Annotated in this window: 23 protein-coding genes and 3 tRNA genes; 16 read left to right on the top strand and 10 right to left on the bottom strand. The window is 47.5% G+C overall.

Translation table 11 applies throughout. The features are described from left to right. Positions 1-14 precede the first annotated feature (14 nt). On the bottom strand, positions 15-2,237 hold the full coding sequence (pflB, locus tag OIM59_RS12335) for a formate C-acetyltransferase (RefSeq protein WP_299169820.1): 2,223 nt from the start codon (positions 2,235-2,237) through the stop codon (positions 15-17). A gap of 258 nt (positions 2,238-2,495) precedes the next feature. On the opposite strand from pflB, the gene OIM59_RS12330 reads away from it, so the two are divergent. The 16 genes from OIM59_RS12330 to OIM59_RS12255 all read left to right on the top strand — a co-directional run bounded on the left by OIM59_RS12330 (position 2,496) and on the right by OIM59_RS12255 (position 10,043). Further along, positions 2,496-2,582: transfer RNA gene (locus OIM59_RS12330), tRNA-Ser, on the top strand. A 21-nt stretch (positions 2,583-2,603) separates the two neighbouring features. Then, positions 2,604-2,676 (top strand) — tRNA-Glu (locus OIM59_RS12325). An 11-nt stretch (positions 2,677-2,687) separates the two neighbouring features. Next, positions 2,688-2,774, top strand: a tRNA-Ser gene (locus OIM59_RS12320). A 381-nt stretch (positions 2,775-3,155) separates the two neighbouring features. Beyond that, positions 3,156-4,229 (top strand): site-specific integrase, encoded by a 1,074-nt coding sequence (locus OIM59_RS12315; RefSeq protein WP_303896999.1) that lies wholly within the window; start codon positions 3,156-3,158, stop codon positions 4,227-4,229. Positions 4,230-5,224: 995 nt separating this feature from the next. Continuing rightward, entirely contained in the window at positions 5,225-5,443 is a 219-nt protein-coding gene (locus tag OIM59_RS12310; protein WP_182430975.1) for a hypothetical protein, read from the top strand. 12 nt (positions 5,444-5,455) lie between these two features. Then, a complete protein-coding gene (locus OIM59_RS12305; protein ID WP_303896997.1) occupies positions 5,456-5,680 on the top strand; it encodes a hypothetical protein in 225 nt (74 codons plus the stop codon). Between the two features lie 11 nt (positions 5,681-5,691). Beyond that, positions 5,692-6,288: a hypothetical protein gene (locus tag OIM59_RS12300; RefSeq protein ID WP_303896995.1), complete on the top strand. Its 597-nt coding sequence runs from the start codon at positions 5,692-5,694 to the stop codon at positions 6,286-6,288. 17 nt (positions 6,289-6,305) lie between these two features. Beyond that, a complete protein-coding gene (locus OIM59_RS12295; RefSeq protein ID WP_195204418.1) occupies positions 6,306-6,716 on the top strand; it encodes a PcfK-like family protein in 411 nt (136 codons plus the stop codon). A 1-nt stretch (position 6,717) separates the two neighbouring features. Next, the gene (locus tag OIM59_RS12290) at positions 6,718-7,998 is read left to right on the top strand and encodes a PcfJ domain-containing protein (RefSeq protein WP_303896992.1); all 1,281 of its coding nucleotides are present in this window, start codon (positions 6,718-6,720) and stop codon (positions 7,996-7,998) included. Between the two features lie 26 nt (positions 7,999-8,024). Then, the gene (locus OIM59_RS12285) at positions 8,025-8,282 is read left to right on the top strand and encodes a hypothetical protein (protein WP_005650240.1); all 258 of its coding nucleotides are present in this window, start codon (positions 8,025-8,027) and stop codon (positions 8,280-8,282) included. Between the two features lie 11 nt (positions 8,283-8,293). Then, on the top strand, positions 8,294-8,509 hold the full coding sequence (locus tag OIM59_RS12280) for a hypothetical protein (RefSeq protein ID WP_072541306.1): 216 nt from the start codon (positions 8,294-8,296) through the stop codon (positions 8,507-8,509). Positions 8,510-8,511: 2 nt separating this feature from the next. Continuing rightward, positions 8,512-8,733: a DUF3873 domain-containing protein gene (locus OIM59_RS12275; protein WP_249081760.1), complete on the top strand. Its 222-nt coding sequence runs from the start codon at positions 8,512-8,514 to the stop codon at positions 8,731-8,733. Beyond that, positions 8,730-8,969 carry a hypothetical protein gene (locus tag OIM59_RS12270; protein WP_303896989.1) on the top strand — a complete coding sequence of 80 codons (240 nt, stop codon included), beginning with the start codon at positions 8,730-8,732 and terminating at the stop codon, positions 8,967-8,969. Before OIM59_RS12275 ends, OIM59_RS12270 begins: the two co-directional genes overlap by 4 nt. Before the next feature lie 62 nt (positions 8,970-9,031). Continuing rightward, positions 9,032-9,235, top strand: coding sequence for a hypothetical protein (locus OIM59_RS12265; protein WP_021908424.1), 204 nt, complete (start codon positions 9,032-9,034; stop codon positions 9,233-9,235). A gap of 52 nt (positions 9,236-9,287) precedes the next feature. Beyond that, positions 9,288-9,593, top strand: a complete 306-nt coding sequence (locus tag OIM59_RS12260) for a hypothetical protein (RefSeq protein ID WP_303896986.1) — start codon at positions 9,288-9,290, stop codon at positions 9,591-9,593. Positions 9,594-9,761: 168 nt separating this feature from the next. After that, the gene (locus tag OIM59_RS12255; RefSeq protein ID WP_303896985.1) at positions 9,762-10,043 is read left to right on the top strand and encodes a hypothetical protein; all 282 of its coding nucleotides are present in this window, start codon (positions 9,762-9,764) and stop codon (positions 10,041-10,043) included. Positions 10,044-10,108: 65 nt separating this feature from the next. Here OIM59_RS12255 and OIM59_RS12250 read toward each other — a convergent pair whose 3' ends face one another. From OIM59_RS12250 to traK, 9 genes are all read right to left on the bottom strand, one after another. Further along, positions 10,109-10,453 carry a hypothetical protein gene (locus tag OIM59_RS12250; RefSeq protein ID WP_303896984.1) on the bottom strand — a complete coding sequence of 115 codons (345 nt, stop codon included), beginning with the start codon at positions 10,451-10,453 and terminating at the stop codon, positions 10,109-10,111. A 121-nt stretch (positions 10,454-10,574) separates the two neighbouring features. Next, positions 10,575-11,087, bottom strand: coding sequence for a lysozyme (locus OIM59_RS12245; RefSeq protein WP_303896983.1), 513 nt, complete (start codon positions 11,085-11,087; stop codon positions 10,575-10,577). 7 nt (positions 11,088-11,094) lie between these two features. Further along, positions 11,095-11,613, bottom strand: a complete 519-nt coding sequence (locus OIM59_RS12240) for a DUF3872 domain-containing protein (protein WP_303896982.1) — start codon at positions 11,611-11,613, stop codon at positions 11,095-11,097. Positions 11,614-11,618: 5 nt separating this feature from the next. Further along, complete coding sequence (locus tag OIM59_RS12235) at positions 11,619-12,530, bottom strand: toprim domain-containing protein (RefSeq protein ID WP_303896980.1); 912 nt, start codon at positions 12,528-12,530, stop codon at positions 11,619-11,621. Between the two features lie 3 nt (positions 12,531-12,533). After that, entirely contained in the window at positions 12,534-13,091 is a 558-nt protein-coding gene (locus OIM59_RS12230; RefSeq protein ID WP_303896978.1) for a conjugal transfer protein TraO, read from the bottom strand. After that, positions 13,088-14,080: a conjugative transposon protein TraN gene (traN, locus tag OIM59_RS12225; protein ID WP_303898231.1), complete on the bottom strand. Its 993-nt coding sequence runs from the start codon at positions 14,078-14,080 to the stop codon at positions 13,088-13,090. Before traN ends, OIM59_RS12230 begins: the two co-directional genes overlap by 4 nt. Before the next feature lie 75 nt (positions 14,081-14,155). Then, entirely contained in the window at positions 14,156-15,490 is a 1,335-nt protein-coding gene (traM, locus tag OIM59_RS12220) for a conjugative transposon protein TraM (RefSeq protein ID WP_303896976.1), read from the bottom strand. Next, complete coding sequence (locus tag OIM59_RS12215) at positions 15,456-15,743, bottom strand: TraL conjugative transposon family protein (protein WP_303896973.1); 288 nt, start codon at positions 15,741-15,743, stop codon at positions 15,456-15,458. Before OIM59_RS12215 ends, traM begins: the two co-directional genes overlap by 35 nt. Before the next feature lie 4 nt (positions 15,744-15,747). Next, on the bottom strand, positions 15,748-16,371 hold the full coding sequence (traK, locus tag OIM59_RS12210; protein WP_118940874.1) for a conjugative transposon protein TraK: 624 nt from the start codon (positions 16,369-16,371) through the stop codon (positions 15,748-15,750). Positions 16,372-16,446: the final 75 nt, after the last annotated feature.

Below are 16,446 nucleotides of genomic sequence, written 5' to 3'. Positions count from 1 at the left end.
CTTTTTAGTTTCAATTACATGCGTTCGTGGAAGCTGCGTGAAATCACTTCCAACTGGTGCTCACGACTCAGTTTGATGAAGTTCACGGCATAACCTGATACGCGGATGGTCAACTGCGGATATTTTTCCGGATGTTCCATTGCGTCTTCCAGCATTTCCCGGTTCAAAACGTTCACGTTCAAGTGGTGTGCACCTTTCACAAAGTAACCGTCCATCATTGTAACGAGATTTTCGATACGGTTTTCCATATCTACTCCCAATGACTTCGGAACAATAGAGAACGTGTTACTGATGCCGTCCTGTGAATCACGATAGCGCAATTTGGCTACAGAGCTCAAAGAAGCAATGGCACCGTTCTTGTCACGTCCATGCATCGGATTGGCCCCCGGTGCAAATGCCACGCCTTTGGCACGTCCGTCGGGAGTAGCACCTGTTTTCTTTCCGTACATCACATTGGAAGTAATGGTCAGGATAGACAGGGTAGGTTTGGCATTCTTGTAGACCGGCAATTTCTTCAATTCTTCGTCGAAGTAGTAAATCAGGTCGACAGCCAAGTGGTCTACACGATCATCGTCGTTACCGAAGCAGGGGAATTCTCCTTCAATGTCGAAACCTTCTGTCAAGCCGATGTCGTTGCGGCGGGCGGTTACTTTGGCATATTTGATGGCAGAAAGTGAATCCACAGCGATAGACATACCTGCTACACCGTAGGCCAGGTTGATGGCCGGATCAGTGTCTACGAATGCCATCTGTGCCTTTTCGTAGTAGTACTTGTCGTGCATGTAGTGAATGATGTTCATGGCTTCATTATATACACGGGCCATTTCTTTCAATACTTTCTTATAGTTGGCCAATACTTCTTCAAAATTCAGTACGTCGCTGGTCAATGCCGGAATGTCTTTTACCATCAGGGTTCCTGTGTTTTCGCAACGTCCACCGTTGATGGCCAGCAGCAAAGCTTTGGCGAGGTTGCAACGTGCACCGAAGAATTGGATGTGTCGGCCGATATCCTGGTAAGAAACACAGCAAGCGATGCCATAGTCGTCTGAATTGCGGACTTCACGCATCAAATCGTCATTCTCATATTGTATAGAAGACGTGTCGATAGAAACCTGTGCGCAGAAGTTCTTAAATCCTTCCGGCAGTTCCGGACTCCACAGTACAGTCAAGTTCGGTTCTGGTGAAGGACCAAGGTTGTAGAGTGTCTGCAAAAAGCGGAAAGAAGTCTTGGTGACTTTGGTGCGTCCGTCATTGAAACGTCCGCCGATAGACTCTGTCACCCAAGTCGGGTCGCCTGCAAAGATATCAGTATAGGCTTGCATACGTAAATGACGTACCATGCGCAACTTGATAACGAACTGGTCAATCAGTTCCTGTGCATGAGCTTCGTCCAAAAGGCCGTGAGCCATATCATACTCAATATAGATATCCAGGAAGGAAGAAACATTACCCAATGACATGGCTGCACCATCTTGTTCCTTTACAGCTGCCAGGTAGGCCATGTATACCCATTGTACGGCTTCTTGTGCATTCAGTGCCGGACGTCCTAATTCGAGGCCGTATTGTTCGCCCATTATCTTGATTTCCTTCAGGGCTTTGATTTGTTCTGCCACTTCTTCGCGTAGGCGGATACGGGCATCTGTCATCGGGCCTGTCAAGTGACGCAGGTCGTTTTGTTTGGCTTCAATCAGACGGTCCAGTCCATAAAGCGCCAGACGACGATAATCACCGATGATGCGTCCGCGTGCATAGTTGTCGGGGAGTCCTGTCAAGAATCCCAGTGAGCGGAAAGAACGGATTTCTTCTGTGTATGCATCGAATACTCCGTCGTTATGTGTTTTACGGTAATGTGTAAAAATGTCTTTTACTTTAGGGTCAACTTCTACACCGTTTTCGCGGCAAGCTTTTTCTACCACTTTGATACCTCCGAAAGGTTTGATGGCACGACGTAAAACTTCGTCTGTTTGCAAGCCTACAATAACTTCATTTTCCTTGTCGATGTATCCAGGTGCGAAAGAAGTGATGGTTGATACGGTAGATGGGTCAAGAGAGCGTACGCCGTTGTTTGCACGTTCTTCGGCTAGCGCTTCCAGGCATTTGTTCCAAACAGCTTTTGTGCGTTCGGTCGGACCCACCAGGAATGAAGCGTCGCCTTCGTAAGGCGTGATGTTTGTCTTTACGAAATCGGTGACGTTGATTTCATGGTTCCAACGACCTTCTTTAAAATTCATTGCCATAAATTGAAATATTAAAAAGTTATGTGAATCTGGTTTCTTTAAACCGTGTGCAAAGGTAGCGAAAAAGCTTGTGCCGCACAATACCTATTTTGTGGTATAGTATTAATTTGTATTAATTACAAAAACGTATGGTGTTTAGTTTAAAAAAGTGGGCGTGGATACTTTATGAAAAAAAGTCTATAAAAGTTTGCACAACTCAAAAAGTCACTCTATCTTTGCACCGCATTTGAGAGAAAATGTGTTTCCCCAAAAAAGTCTGGAAGTTTGGGTGAGTGGCTGAAACCAGCAGTTTGCTAAACTGCCGTACGGGTAACCGTACCGGGGGTTCGAATCCCCCAGCTTCCGCTTCTTTTCGGAAAAGAATATGGCGCTTTCGTCTAGTGGCCTAGGACGCGGCCCTCTCACGGCTGAAACACGGGTTCGATTCCCGTATGCGCTACATCAGCTACTGGAAGTTTGGGTGAGTGGCTGAAACCAGCAGTTTGCTAAACTGCCGTACGGGTAACCGTACCGGGGGTTCGAATCCCCCAGCTTCCGCAACGAGACTAAAGGAAGGTATTCAATTAAACCTTCACTCAAGGAGTCAAAGCACCGTATATCAATTGATTACGGTGCTTTTTTCGTATATTTTTGTTTCAAGGTGAAGGCCATCCAGCATCGGTTGGCAGTCATATCTTAGTCAATTTCTGCTACAATTTCTGCTACAGAAATTTTGCTGTCACAAAAATGTAGCAGAAAATTTGAGATGAATACCATCTTGAATTCTCTGCTACAGAAAATGACCTCGCATTTTTGGCAAAAAAATGTAGCAGTGACGGTCAAAAGATAGCCAAATTGACGCCTTATAAATCACTTATTCATAATAAATTATGTCGAACTTTGTGGCAAAATTGCTACACTAAAAAATGATTAGTTATTATGAGAATGATTTTTAAAGTGTCGTTCTATGTACGCTCCAATTACGAGAACAAAAGTGGTAAATCTCCTTTGATGATCAGAATCTATTTAAACAAAGAAATGCTTAATGTAGGTTCATCCGGTATCTATGTGGATAAAAAATTGTGGTGTAATTCAACAAGCCGAATGAAAGGGCGTACTCAGGAGGCATTGGTTGTCAATGCTCAATTGGATGAAATATCTACATCTTTCCAGGAAATCTTTAAGCGCCATGAGAGTGATGCAGACCTTACTCTTGAAAAAATAAAGAATTTTTTTCTTGGGAAGGATAAGGCAAAAATTACCTTTCTTGAATTCTATGATGATTATTTAAAAGAACTGCAGGCGCAGGTAGGAACAATCAAAGCAAAAGCCACCTATCACAAATATTCAGGAACCAAACGTCATTTTGAGAATTTCTTGCGATATAAGTATAGACGTAAAGACTTGATGCCAAAAGAACTGACACATCAGGTTATCAATGATTTTGAAACTTATCTACGTTCTGTTGCTAATCTTAAAATCAATACTGCAACCAAATTGTTGAAGTTCTTTAAGACAGTTGTTAGGGATGCTCAAAAGAAAGACTTGATTACTCATGATCCGTTTATGAATCATCATTTCCAATTGGAATATGTTGACCGAGGTTTCCTTACAGATGAAGAAATAAAATGTATCATGGAAAAGGAATTTCCGACAGCACGACTTGAAGCTGTAAGGGACATTTTTATTTTTTCGTGCTTCTGTGGTTTGGCATACATCGATGTCGCAAATCTAACACAAGACAATATAGTCACACTTAATGGTAAACGATGGATAATGACTACACGTCAGAAGACAAAAGTCCCAAGTAATATTTTGCTGCTCGATATTCCGGCTATGATTATTGAAAAGTATAGAGGAAGAACGAAAGATGGTAAACTTCTTCCTATATTATCCAATCAGAAGATGAATAGTTACTTAAAAGAAATCGGTGATGTCTGTGGTATTAAAAAGAATTTGACTTATCATGCAGCAAGACATAATAAAAATTATATCTGTCTAAATATTAGATAATTAACACAGGAACTAAACATGGGTGTTAACGGTTTAGAAACCAGCGAACTTCTATATTCTACCTCATTTTGCGTCAAGCGAAAGAACTTTCTTACTCTTTGCAAAGGTACAAAACTTTACTCATTTTCACGAATTTCCAAACACATTTTTCAATTACTTTTTCTCCTTCTGAAAACAGCTACCGTCAGATGTACGGAAGCCGATTTCAGAAAAGGCACAAGCAAAGAAATGCCCACGATGATCACAATGTCACAAATGACACTGCCATCATCGTGGGCATCTCTTTTTATATACTTGTGCCGGACGCTCAAAACCGTTATTGTCAGTTTTTATTTTACCATTATCATATAGCCGAAAATACCACCGGATGAAGGACACGGCAAGCGTGCCTCTGCGTTTGCGACAATTTTCGGCTTTCCCTGTTTCTCCTGCCTTCAAACCGGCTTGCCTGCCATTGTCACACAGGGCAATGTCTGACAAGCCCGTATTCCGGCAATATACTGCCGGAGGAACATCTGCAACCGCAAGCCATGCACGCATGACAATGACGGTTACAGAACTTCCGTCACGGCGACAGGAAAGCACAGCTTTCACCCTTTATTGTTGCGCCGCGCTTTGTCTCTTCCCGTGGCGCGTTGCGCCATTCCATCCGCTCCATTTTCCTTTTCGCCTCTCCATGTATGCCTACGTTTCCATGCCGCCTTCAAGACGGCATCAGCGTGTCATTTTCGTTGCTGGGGCAAAGGTAAAGACGGGATTAGGAACACAAATTTTTTGTCGAAAAATCTCCACGCCCTTTCAGGGGTAGTATTTTGTCGAAAAAATTTGCTAATCCTACTCCCTAACCTTTGAGAAGCCCCCGAAACGAAAACGACCGATGCGGTCGAAGACGGCACAAGGAAACTTCGGACATACGGAGAGACGAAAAGAAAAAGGACTCGCCCCGACCCTCCCAATCCGAATGAAACGAGTAACAATCTAAAAAAATGGAAGATATGGTAATGACATTAAACGACATCGGAAAGGCATTGTGGAAAGCATTGTCCGTAATGGTAACGGCAGCATCGGGCATTGCCATTTGTGTCGGAGGTTTGGTGGTAGGCATTGCAGTGGAAACTCTGCTTGGTGTGTTAAACTTCCTGTTCGGCATACTCATCACCATCGCATCACTTGTAGGCTTAATCGCCTTAACGGTTTGGTTACTGACAATCTAAAAATCAAAGGATATGAAAAGAAAAAGACACAGCAAGAGCGCATTTCAGCAATGCAGGTATTACGAAGTGGACAACATCTTCGAGTATATGGTGGAGACCTACATCAACGGCAATTTCAGCACATTCCGAGAACTATACAGAGAGTTGTGCAAGGACGCACGGAGGGACTTTATGGACTTCCTGCTGAGCGAGGTAGAGCCAATCTATTGGCGAGAGATACTGAAACAAACAATCTAAAAGACAACGATATGAGAACGATAACAAAAACATACAACATCTTTCTATTAGCTGAACTTTCAACAGCAGCGAGGGAAACCGCCTATTCGGAATGGTTGTCCACATTTGAGTATCCATGGAGCAGCGACAACCGTAACACGCTGGATGCCTTTGAGCGCATCTTCAATATCAAAGTGACCGATTGGAGTTACGACACTTGCAAGTACTCCTATCGCTTTACCTCACAATACAGCGCAGAGGAAGAAGAACTGAGTGGTATTCGGCTTCTGAAATACTTGGTCAATAATTATTGGCATACCCTATTCAAGCCGAGAACCTATTACCTCAAAGGCAACTTTAAGAAACAGCGTAAAAGTCGGGTACTGACGGACAGCAGTTGCGTACTGACAGGCTATTGTGCAGATGAGGACATTCTGAAACCCATATATCACTTTCTAAACTCCCCAGACACTGATACAACCTTGTATGACCTTATGGACAAGTGCCTTGACAGCTTTTTCAAGTCGTGCCGTGACGATATGGAATATCAATGCAGCGAGGAATGTTTTGAGGAAAGTTGCGAAGCCAACAAGTACGAGTTTCTTGAAAACGGAAAAATGTATAACTGATTAAAACGACTGACGATATGAAGACAACAGACCATTTCAAACGAACCATACAGATGTTTTTGGAACAGAGAGCAGCGGAAGATGAACTATTCGCCAAAAGATACCGCAACCCAGCCAAGAACATAGACGATTGTGTCACATACATTCTGAACTATGTGCAGAAAAGCGGTTGCAACGGCTTTTCAGACGGAGAGATTTACGGACAAGCCATTCACTATTACGATGAAAACGAGATTGAAGTAGGCAAGCCTATACAATGTCAAGTAGTTGTAAACCATGTGGTGGAACTGACAGAAGAGGAAAAGCAGGAAGCAAGGAGAAAGGCTGTTGCTCAATATCAGCAGATGGAACTCCAAAAGCTACAGAACCGCAACAAGCCGACAGCGAAAAAAGAAACCCAAGTCCAACCCTCATTATTTGATTTTTGATATGAAACCGAGAACACGCATACAGAAAGAGGTAGTCCGTTTGTCAAGCGGACTGCCCGAACTGACAGACAAGCAGAAAGCATACGCTTTTGAACATTGCTTCAAGCATCATGCCTACCGCACAAAAGGCGGAACTATCACTTGTTCGGAATGTGGACATCGTTGGAAAGGCGGACACACTCTTGCGGAAACTATATGTGGCTGTAGCTGTCCCCATTGCGGAAAGGAACTTGAAATGCTTGATACCCGAAAGAGAGTTTTCAGGGACAGCGCATATTATGAAATCATTACGACCCGAAAAGGCTATCAAGTGTTGCGCTACTTTATGGTAAGTGTAATATGCAAGGTGGGACAAAAGGCAGAGTATTCCATTCGGGAGGTGGTGCAGTGGTGGATTGCCCCAAACGGAAAGACCGAGGTTATTGCCCGACTGAGAGCCATGCACACGATGTACTATGACCTTTGGACTGAATGGAGCGATATGGAATTGCGCAGCAACAAGATGCTGAAAGCATACAACATAGACGCATACAAGACTTATCCGGCAATGCGCATCATTCCCGAATTAAGGCGGAACGGCTTCAAGGGAGCATTCCACAAACTGACCCCATACGAATTTTTTACCGCCATTCTGACGGACAGCAAAAAGGAAACATTGCTTAAAGCGGGACAGACAGAAATGTTCAGATATGCCGTCATTTCAAATGTCAATTTGCATGAATATTGGAACTCCATAAAAATCTGTATCCGAAACGGCTATCATATTGCAGATGCCTCCATGTGGTGTGACCTTGTAAGACTGCTCCGACATTTCGGGAAAGACACCCACTGCCCAAAATATGTTTGTCCGACAGACTTGAAAAAGGCACATGACCGACTTGTCAGAAAACGTGAAGAACAGATTGAAAGGGAAAGAGCGGAGCAACGCAGGGAGCAGTTGGTCAAGGACGAAAAGAATTATCTGAAGTCCAAAGGCAAGTTTTTCGGACTTGTGTTTACCGACAACCTTATTCTTGTAAAGGTCATTGAGAGTGTAGCGGAAATGCAACTTGAAGGAAAACTGATGCACCATTGTGTGGGAAGCTATCACAAGAGGACAGACTCCCTTATCCTATCCGCAACCATTGACGGCAAACGCATTGAAACGGTAGAGGTTTCACTGACAACATTCAAGGTGGTACAGAGCAGAGGTGTATGTAATTCCAATACCGAATACCACGACCGCATCATCAGCCTTGTAGAGAGCAATGCCGAACTTATCCGCAAGCGGATGAGTGCTTGATTTATAGACTTCAAAATATACATGATATGGAAATAAAGATAGAAAACATACTGATATTATGGGACGAGAAAGTAACCGACATCTTTGTCAGTCTGATAAACACCTTGTCCTTGAGTTTTAGCGAAACGGAAATCCGCAATTCAATGGCGAAACTTTCAGAAAACGAGAACTTCGGAAGGCTGTTCGCCTACGGCTTCGGAGCACATCACCTTTGGGTAGCCCAAAGGATGATAACCGACCCTGAAAAGGTAATGGAGAACCGACTGCTGATTGTTGAATTTTAACCGATACAGATATGGCAAAATATGTAGTAAATACAAGATTTGTATTTTCGGGAGTGTTCGAGGTAGAAGCCGATAGCAGAACGAAAGCAAGAGAACTCGTAATGAAAGAGTGCGGTTTGGTAATGGGCGGAAACATTCACACCACATTGGATGATGAAGAAGTGGACTGGGATTTCGATACCCACCCCGAAAAAGAAATAGGAAAGATAACCATTAAAAGGAAATGACCATGACAACAAGAATGACCATCAACGGAGTGAGTACCTGCCAAACGGCAGGTACTGAGAAGTACGAAAAGTACCAAACGACTATCAGACGGAAAAGAACAACCCTTTTCCAATATGATTACCGACACACGGACGGAGAACTTTTCTCCTGCGTGAGACCGACATTGGAGGAGTGCAGACAACTGCGTGACGAATGGATAAAAGGAAAGGAGGACAGATTATGACAGCATACTATGATACTTTGATTGTGACATTCAGCGACCCTATCGGAATTTTGGATATGATGTGTACCGATACTTGTGATGTGGCAACACTAAAGGAGTGGATAGAGAGCTACGAAAGTACAAGAATGACCCCGATAAACGAACATACGGCAGTCATCACTTCCGAATACAACATGGTGCATGTGGTGGAATGGCTCAGAAAATATACCCCCATTGCCGAAGTGAAAGAATACTAAAGGTGTGGCGGTACACAATACCGCCCGCACCCGAAACAGATAACCCATAAAACAGAAAGAGCATGAAATACTATTTTATATTGACAGACAGCAGGGACGCATGGATGCAGTTCGTTTACCTCCCTACGGGAGATTATGTGTCCGGCTATATCCGTGACTTGCAGAGTGTGGGAATATCCGTACATGACTATGACCTTTGGACGGAGGAAACACGACCCATTGCCGAGCGCACATTGGAACATATAAGGCAGAGCATGAATGTATAAAAAATCGGGTGGCAAAAGCCACCCATTGGCAATAACTTAAATTCATATACAGATGATAGCGAATACAATCTTACAGCAGTTGGGCGGTCATGGATTTACCGTCATGACGGGAAGCCGTAACTATATCAATTTGGGCAACGGACTACAAATGAGCCTTGCAAGGAACAAGACGTCAGCCAACAGACTGAAAATCATATTGGACGAGGATACGGATACATACACCATGTATTTCTATCGTCAGTCACTGACGAAGTATGCGGACATCAAGGTCAAGGAGATAGCCAAATACGAGGGAGTGTACTTTGATATGCTCCAGCAGATTTTCACGGATGTAACGGGACTTTACACCCGACTTTAGGCAGAGGCGGCGAGAGCCGCCCTACTTTCTTTCGGTGAGCAGAAGGCGGACAAAGAAAGTAGCAAAGAAACCGCTGTTCCAAAGACTTCCACTGACGGAAGTCTTTTTTTGTCCCTTTGTCTTTGATTTATAATGTGTTTTTACTTATTTTGGAAAATAAAAATGTATATGGCAAAGTATTGGGTATTACTTACATTGGGATCAGTCAGTCTGACAGAAAATCAGTTTAGAAGTCTGTATGAAACTCTTGTTGTTTCTTTTGGCTGGAAAAAACTGGATTTTTCCGAAACAACCTTGCAGATGGAATTTGAAAGTAGCGGAAAGGCAGAGGTTTGTATCAAAGTGAATGAAGATTTATGTCAGGCTAAAGAAATGTCAGGAATTGAAACGGATATAAAATTCGCTTTTCAGATTACGCGTAACAGACCGTATATTGTGACATTATCGTAGCATAACCTGACAAATATTTTAATCCAAAAAGACTTCCACTGATGGAAGTCTTTTTGAGTTCCATCTTACAGATTTCTATTCAGAATAAGTGCAAGCGGATAGATATATTTGTTGTATGCTTTCAGTTTCTTCATATCCACACGGTTGTCCGAATACGGGTTGCTCTTCTCGTCATAGAAGAAGATGTCCGTTATGTTTTCCTTTCGGACAATACGTTCCCCACACAGCGGAATATCCTCCACGTCAAAATCCTCCAGCGGAAGCGTTTCCAGTCTGCCGGGAAGATGGTTGCCAAGCTCGTTCATGTTGTAGTTGAAAAGAGCGAAGCCCTTATGTTTGAAGTCAAGACGTATGCCATACGGACGCCCTGTCAGAAAGGCATCCGCTGCTTTTGCCATATAATTTTCCATGATTGTTTTTCAGTTTCAAAAAAAGTGATACAAAATTAGGTCTTTTCCCGGAGCAAAGCAAAACCTTTCCGGAAAATGACAAAGGGAGACCCCACCATTTGTGTGAAGCTCTCCCTTTGCGTTACTTCTCATACAGCAGCAGAAATTCCATTTTCCGTCGCCGCTCTATCGAGCGGATTTTCCGACCCTTGTAGTGGCAGTAGGATATGTATTCCATATAAATGTTCCGGTCGCCCGCTTCCAACTTTTTCACCAGACGGCTTTTCGGACGTTTACCGTAGCCGAGCAGAGTCCCGTGCCCCACATTGTAGCTAAGAACGGTCAGGAGCAGGGCATCTTTTTTATATTTGCGGAACAACTTATAACGCTCTGCCAAGTCCTTGCGGAGCAGTTCTTCCGCTTCCGCCTCCGTCATATCGTAGGACAGTTCCTCTCCCGGAAGTTTACAATGTCCGTAACCGTAGTACGGATAATCAGAACGGTCATGGAGTCCCTCGTATTTCTTAATCAGCTCGACGGCTAATTCAGCCTTCGGCTCATCGTGGAACGATGCAGCCGTTTCATCCGTACCTTGCGCGGGCAGGCTGGCGGAGAAAGCAACCGCCAGCACTGCCACTGCAAACAGCCGTTTCATTCCTGACTTACTGATAGACACCTCCTTTCACCGTATTCAGCGTATCGTTTCCGGACGGAACCTCATCCATGTCCGTGTCGTTGTTGAACTCCACTTCCCATTCAAAAGAGTTCCCGAAATTGTCCTCCACCGTAATGGTCAGGCTCTGTGACTCGTCACACTCCGATGTGTAGTACAGGCGGAACTTCTCGTTCTCCAGCAGGTAACGGTCGTTGGGCTGGAACACCAGCCCGTTGTCGAGCTTCAGCGTACCTTCGCCGTCAAACTGGAAATATCGGATGGTATAGACCGCCCCGTCAAACTCGCCCTCACGCACCAGCTCGCAGCGGATTTCCGCCGTTTCACCCTTTGCCAGCTCCTTCGGCACGGGCATTGTTTCCACCGTGAACGGGTAGGCTTGCATGACATCCAGCTCATCATCGCACGAGGCGAAGCCGAAGGCGAGCAGCCCCACACAGAAGGCTGCCAGAGATTTCACCATGTTTCTTTTCGTTTTTGCTCTATTGTTCAATCTGTTCATGTTCATAATCGTTACATTTTAATGGATTTGCTTTTCTTTTCGTTCTCACGCTGTGCCTGCCTTTCGGCAAGCGTCTTTTGCAGGTGTTCGTTCAAGTCCTTGCATCCGCCATAGATGCCGGAGCAGTCCGATACTCTTTCCCCGTAGCGGGTGCCGAGGGCTTCCAATGTCCGCCGCCCGGCTTCATCGTTGTCAAGATAGCACTTTATCTGCCCGTAGCCGTCCAGATGCCTGTATGCCCTCGCCACATTGGACACAGAGTTGAGCACGAGGTGGTCTTCCCCGTTCCCGATGCCCAGCGCACGGGCGGACAGGTAGTCCATGAAGCCCTCATGCACGTTGCAGGCGGTTGAGCCGGACGGCAGCAGGGTCACGTCTTTCGGTGGCACGCACCCCTTGAAGAACGGATTGCGTATCTCATATCCGCCGCTCCCGTTACCGAAAGCCACGGCAAAATACCGCTTGCCGTGCGTGGTGTAGCGCATCTCCTTACAGTTCGCTATGGCGATGGCGGACGGTATGCCACGCTCGTGCAGGTAATGGAGCAAAGCCCGGTTCTGCAAGGGAAGTATCTCCACATTCTCAAAGCTCTGCCCGCCAGCTTGTCGCACTTCGGAACTCCGGTGTGGCTCATGTTCCGGCAGCGGCATACCCGACACCTCCGCCACATACCTCGCCTGCGTGATGAAGTCCCCACTTCCGATGAACTCCCCGGCGAGGGCGAAGATGTTTCCGCCCATACCGGCACCGAAATCGTACCAGAGATTTTTCTCCGGGTTTACCTTGAAAGACGGTGTCTTTTCCTCCCGGTAAGGCGAACGGTACCAGACGGCATTGGCACGCCTTTGCACGGGATGATGCCCAAGCCGTGCGAGGAAATCCTCTATCGGAAACCGCTTCATTCCTTCTATGTCCATAGGCATACATCAGTTGATGATGAACTTTATACCTATCCCGTACTCCGTGCGGCACACGCCCGTACTGCTGCCCCATAGGAAACGCTCCCTTACCGAAGCCGTCAGTGCGATGAAGTCCGCAAGATACAGCTCCATGTCCAGTGTGGCGGCGCAGCCATAGACGAAGCCGTCCCTGTTGTTCAGCCTTGCCCCGTCATACAGCGTTCTTTCTCCCCAGTTTACCGTCTCGTATCCGGCAAGGGCTGACGCCCCCGCATAGAAGAACACCGTCTTTTTCACATCCGACAGGAAGTTGTAGTAGAAACCGCCCTCCGCCGTGAACTGTGCCACGGGAACATTCACGCTCCTGTACGGATGGTTGGTCTGCAGGTATTCCACCCCGTACACCCATTTGTTGCCGCCCCTTGCATAGCTCGACAGTGCGGCTCCCAGCCAGTAGCCGTCCGCCCCGGTCATCCCGGCTTTCATCTCAATGCCACGCATCTTCGGCAGGCATCGCTGGGCTTCCGCCCGTCCCATAAAAAGGACGGACAGAAGCATTGCCATAAACAGTACCTTGCATTTCATCGTACGCGCAGTTCGTTGATGGTTTCAGCCTGTACCAAATCCTCGTTCTCCACGACAAACGTCTGGTGACGACCGCCGTCCTTCTCGTTCATCTCCACCACGAGCTGCTTGCCGTCGGGGATGGTGAACTTCTGCAGGCAGAACACCGTGCGCTCGGACTTTTTCCCGGCCACACGTACCGCATAGTTGTACGCACGGAGCGGAAACAGCACCTGTTCCTGAATGGCGGTGCGTTTCGCCACCTTCTTGTCCACAATCTTGAACGTGATGTAGTCCACGTCAAACGGCACGTTGCTCTGGTTCTTTATCTCCGTGTGCAGGTACAGCAGGTCGTTGTGGACATATATCCCTTTCAGCAGATACTGGATGCCGAAACGCTTGCAGCCGATGTGCTTCACCTTGCGCTTGTTCTCCTTGTGCAGCGACTTCATGATAAGATGCACCAGCATGGGGCTTTCGCTTCCCAGTTCCTTCAGATAGATTTCCTGCGCGTTGTTCGGGCGGTTCACCGTGCTGCCGTCATGGATGAAGTCCTTCATCTCCACATTGAGCAGCAGCGGCTCGTCGGCATATTTCACGTTGAACGAATAGTAGGAGCCGTCCTCCGTGATGACGCTCATATTCGTCTCCGTGCGGAAGTTCCTTACCGTCGCCTTTACGCGGATGACGTTCTCCGCACCGTCAGCCTTGCCCGCTATAAGGTTGGGAGAACCCAAGTCCACATAGCGCACTGCCGAGGGAAACAGGATATGCACCGTCTTGTCATACGTGACCTCCAGACCGTGCGGCGGTATCATGCGGTCAAACATCAGTTTCCTGGTCAGTCCGTGATACAGGTCGCCGTCCTCCTCCGTCTGCGGATAGACCTCCTTCGTCAGTTTCAGCCCCTCTGCCTTTGCGGTGGCGGTACTGTCATTGCTTACACCCTGTGCATAGGTTGCACAGGCTATGCCTATGAAAAAGGCAAACATTGTCATTACTTTCTTGATACTCATTTTACTTTGGATTTAGTGGATTAAAATTGTTTGGTTGTTTTTTCTTTTCGTCTTTATGTTTTTCGGTTGTCATTCCTTTTCCTGATACAGCAGCACCCTGTATCCCGATTTCAGATGCACCCTTACCGTGCGCATCCTCTTCGATATATACTGCGACACTCCCTGTATCACGCCCTTTCCCAGATCGGAGGCGAGCTGTGCCCCCGCATCGGTCGAGATGTTGATGCTGCTTCCGAGCGAACTGCCCATGTTCGCACCGATTTCCTTTGCTGCGTCCGTTTCCATCGAGCCGGGCACAAAGATGCCCGCCTGTCCGTCATTGTCGTACACCTCCAGTTCCACCGGGACGATGTTCCCCTGATGTTCCAACGAGGTGATGCCTATCTCCAGACGCTCACCCTGCAGGCGTGCCGTCCCCACAAGGGTGGTGTTTCGTGAAACAGTCCTGCCCGACACACGCATCGGCTCCAGCAGCCGCAGCCTTACCGTCTGTCCGTCCGTTACCGTCTGGTCGCCCTGCACGCAGGCTGCTATGGTGTTCTTTCCCGGTGCCTCCGTACTGCCGATGGCAGTATGGAACCTGTAGTTCCTTTCGCCCCCGTAGTCCGCTATAAAGGCGGAATCTGTCAGGGGCTGCGGCAGGGCGGACACCGTTGACGGGTGCACGCCGCTCACTGGTTCAGCCTTCATTTTCTTTTCGCCGGCATTGCTTTCCGTCATTTCCGTCCCATCGGTCCGTGCGGTCTGCGCGGCATTGTTTCCTCCGTTCTGGTACTTTGCCGCCAGCTCGTACGACTTCTCCAGCAGGGCGACCTGCTCCTCCATCCTTGCGGGCTGTTTCTCCTGTTCCATGACCATGCGTTCCAGCTCGTCGATGCGCTGCCTGAGCTCTTTCTTTTCGGCATCCTCCTTCGGCGGCTCATAGAACGTACCCAGCGAGGTGTTCAGCCGCTCGTTGGCGGCAGCCGAGGAGCGGATGCCTGTCTGTATTCCGCTTCCGTCCGTCTTCGGCGATGTTTCCGGTTGTGCCAGGCGGCAGTCGTCCGTTCCGTCTGCCGTGTCCGTTCCTTCCGTCTTGTCGTTCCAGAACGCGGACAGGTCGCCCACCATGCCCCGGCGCTGCTTCTGCCTGTTCTCCAGTTGCTGTTGCTCATAGGCTTTAGCCTTGTCACCGATGATTTTGGAGTCTTCCGGCTGTGGCATGTCGGTGTTGAATCCCTGTCCCTGCCGTTCCTTATTCCTGTCCTCCTGAGAAGGGGAGAAGATGAGCCACATGCAGCCCAGAAAGGTCAGCCCCATCAGCGGATAGACCAGCATCTTCCTTCTAAGCTGACGCTGTTCCTCTGTCAGCGGCTTTTTCTCTTTCGTTTCATTCTTCTGTTCTTTTTTCGTTTCCATATACATTATTATATAAGTTATCACTCTCCTGCACGGGCAGGTTCAAATTTTCGATATGCCGTATCTCCAACTCCTTTTCACTTTTTCCGAAGCCGGCAATGGCGGTGGCTGTCGTATAGAGGCATCCGGCGGCAAAGGGGACAAACATCCCGGCAATGACCGCCAGCCTTGCCTTCGGCGACAGTGCGTCCAGTCTCCTGTGCAGTTTTTCCCTGAGAACGACAGCGCATTTTCCCGTCAGAATATTCATCTTTCCCATACGCCTATCTCTCCATGCTTCTGATGTCCCTGTTCTCCAGTATCGTGAATCCCTCTATGGTGAACCCGTTCGGATTGTCGTCCGAGCGGCTCGCGTTGAGCAGCCGGCAGGTCGTTACCAGCGTGCGCTCCGTCACGTTGCTTTCCCTGATGATCATCTGCCTTGCGTAGGTGCGTGCCTCATAGGGATAGCGGTCGAAGTTGCAGACCACGCTGTCCACCTGGAGCACCTGGTTGATGTTCCCCGCGATGATGCGGTTGTAGAATCCCTTTTCCGCAAAGTCGGCGTAGTAGTTGTACGCGCTTCTGTCCGCCAGCAGCAGCGCACGCTTCACGTTGTGCTCGATTGCGCTCTTCTCCGGCGAGAGTGTGAAGAAAAGTTCGTGAAAGCGGCGCACATGCTCCCTTGCTTCCGCCGGGCGGTTCTGCGACAGGTCCTGCGAGAGGGCGAGCATCAGGCTCTTGCCCCCGTCAAGTACGTATATCTTCTGTCTCTGCGCTTCGGCGAAGCGGAAGGCGCATACCACCGAGCAGATGACGATGGCGGCACATACCGCCGTGTAGATGATTCCGAACAGACGTATCTGCCGGAAACTCGTTTCTATGTTATTCAGGCTCTTGAACTCCATTCTTTCTGTTTTTTATGGTTTGTAAAATCATTTTGGTATGCTTTCCCGGGGTGGCACAGCAGCTATGCCAGGGTA

It is taken from the genome of Bacteroides mediterraneensis, from assembly GCF_025993685.1.
Classification (GTDB): Bacteria; Bacteroidota; Bacteroidia; order Bacteroidales; family Bacteroidaceae; genus Phocaeicola; species Phocaeicola mediterraneensis_A.
The sequence above is the reverse complement of the archived record's forward strand: the minus strand, read 5'-3'. Positions and strand labels throughout refer to the sequence as shown.

Coding starts and splice junctions, on each gene's coding strand:
- OIM59_RS12230 (WP_303896978.1), bottom strand. CDS start 13,091: ATGAAATGCAAGGTACTGTTTATGGCAATGCTTCTGTCCGTCCTTTTT.
- OIM59_RS12295 (WP_195204418.1), top strand. CDS start 6,306: ATGAAGACAACAGACCATTTCAAACGAACCATACAGATGTTTTTGGAA.
- OIM59_RS12300 (WP_303896995.1), top strand. CDS start 5,692: ATGAGAACGATAACAAAAACATACAACATCTTTCTATTAGCTGAACTT.
- OIM59_RS12270 (WP_303896989.1), top strand. CDS start 8,730: ATGACAGCATACTATGATACTTTGATTGTGACATTCAGCGACCCTATC.
- OIM59_RS12245 (WP_303896983.1), bottom strand. CDS start 11,087: ATGAAACGGCTGTTTGCAGTGGCAGTGCTGGCGGTTGCTTTCTCCGCC.
- traK (WP_118940874.1), bottom strand. CDS start 16,371: ATGGAGTTCAAGAGCCTGAATAACATAGAAACGAGTTTCCGGCAGATA.
- OIM59_RS12280 (WP_072541306.1), top strand. CDS start 8,294: ATGGCAAAATATGTAGTAAATACAAGATTTGTATTTTCGGGAGTGTTC.
- traM (WP_303896976.1), bottom strand. CDS start 15,490: ATGTATATGGAAACGAAAAAAGAACAGAAGAATGAAACGAAAGAGAAA.
- OIM59_RS12275 (WP_249081760.1), top strand. CDS start 8,512: ATGACAACAAGAATGACCATCAACGGAGTGAGTACCTGCCAAACGGCA.
- OIM59_RS12235 (WP_303896980.1), bottom strand. CDS start 12,530: ATGCCTATGGACATAGAAGGAATGAAGCGGTTTCCGATAGAGGATTTC.
- OIM59_RS12310 (WP_182430975.1), top strand. CDS start 5,225: ATGGTAATGACATTAAACGACATCGGAAAGGCATTGTGGAAAGCATTG.
- pflB (WP_299169820.1), bottom strand. CDS start 2,237: ATGGCAATGAATTTTAAAGAAGGTCGTTGGAACCATGAAATCAACGTC.
- OIM59_RS12265 (WP_021908424.1), top strand. CDS start 9,032: ATGAAATACTATTTTATATTGACAGACAGCAGGGACGCATGGATGCAG.
- OIM59_RS12255 (WP_303896985.1), top strand. CDS start 9,762: ATGGCAAAGTATTGGGTATTACTTACATTGGGATCAGTCAGTCTGACA.
- OIM59_RS12260 (WP_303896986.1), top strand. CDS start 9,288: ATGATAGCGAATACAATCTTACAGCAGTTGGGCGGTCATGGATTTACC.
- OIM59_RS12305 (WP_303896997.1), top strand. CDS start 5,456: ATGAAAAGAAAAAGACACAGCAAGAGCGCATTTCAGCAATGCAGGTAT.
- OIM59_RS12240 (WP_303896982.1), bottom strand. CDS start 11,613: ATGAACATGAACAGATTGAACAATAGAGCAAAAACGAAAAGAAACATG.
- OIM59_RS12250 (WP_303896984.1), bottom strand. CDS start 10,453: ATGGAAAATTATATGGCAAAAGCAGCGGATGCCTTTCTGACAGGGCGT.
- OIM59_RS12215 (WP_303896973.1), bottom strand. CDS start 15,743: ATGGGAAAGATGAATATTCTGACGGGAAAATGCGCTGTCGTTCTCAGG.
- OIM59_RS12285 (WP_005650240.1), top strand. CDS start 8,025: ATGGAAATAAAGATAGAAAACATACTGATATTATGGGACGAGAAAGTA.
- OIM59_RS12315 (WP_303896999.1), top strand. CDS start 3,156: ATGAGAATGATTTTTAAAGTGTCGTTCTATGTACGCTCCAATTACGAG.
- OIM59_RS12290 (WP_303896992.1), top strand. CDS start 6,718: ATGAAACCGAGAACACGCATACAGAAAGAGGTAGTCCGTTTGTCAAGC.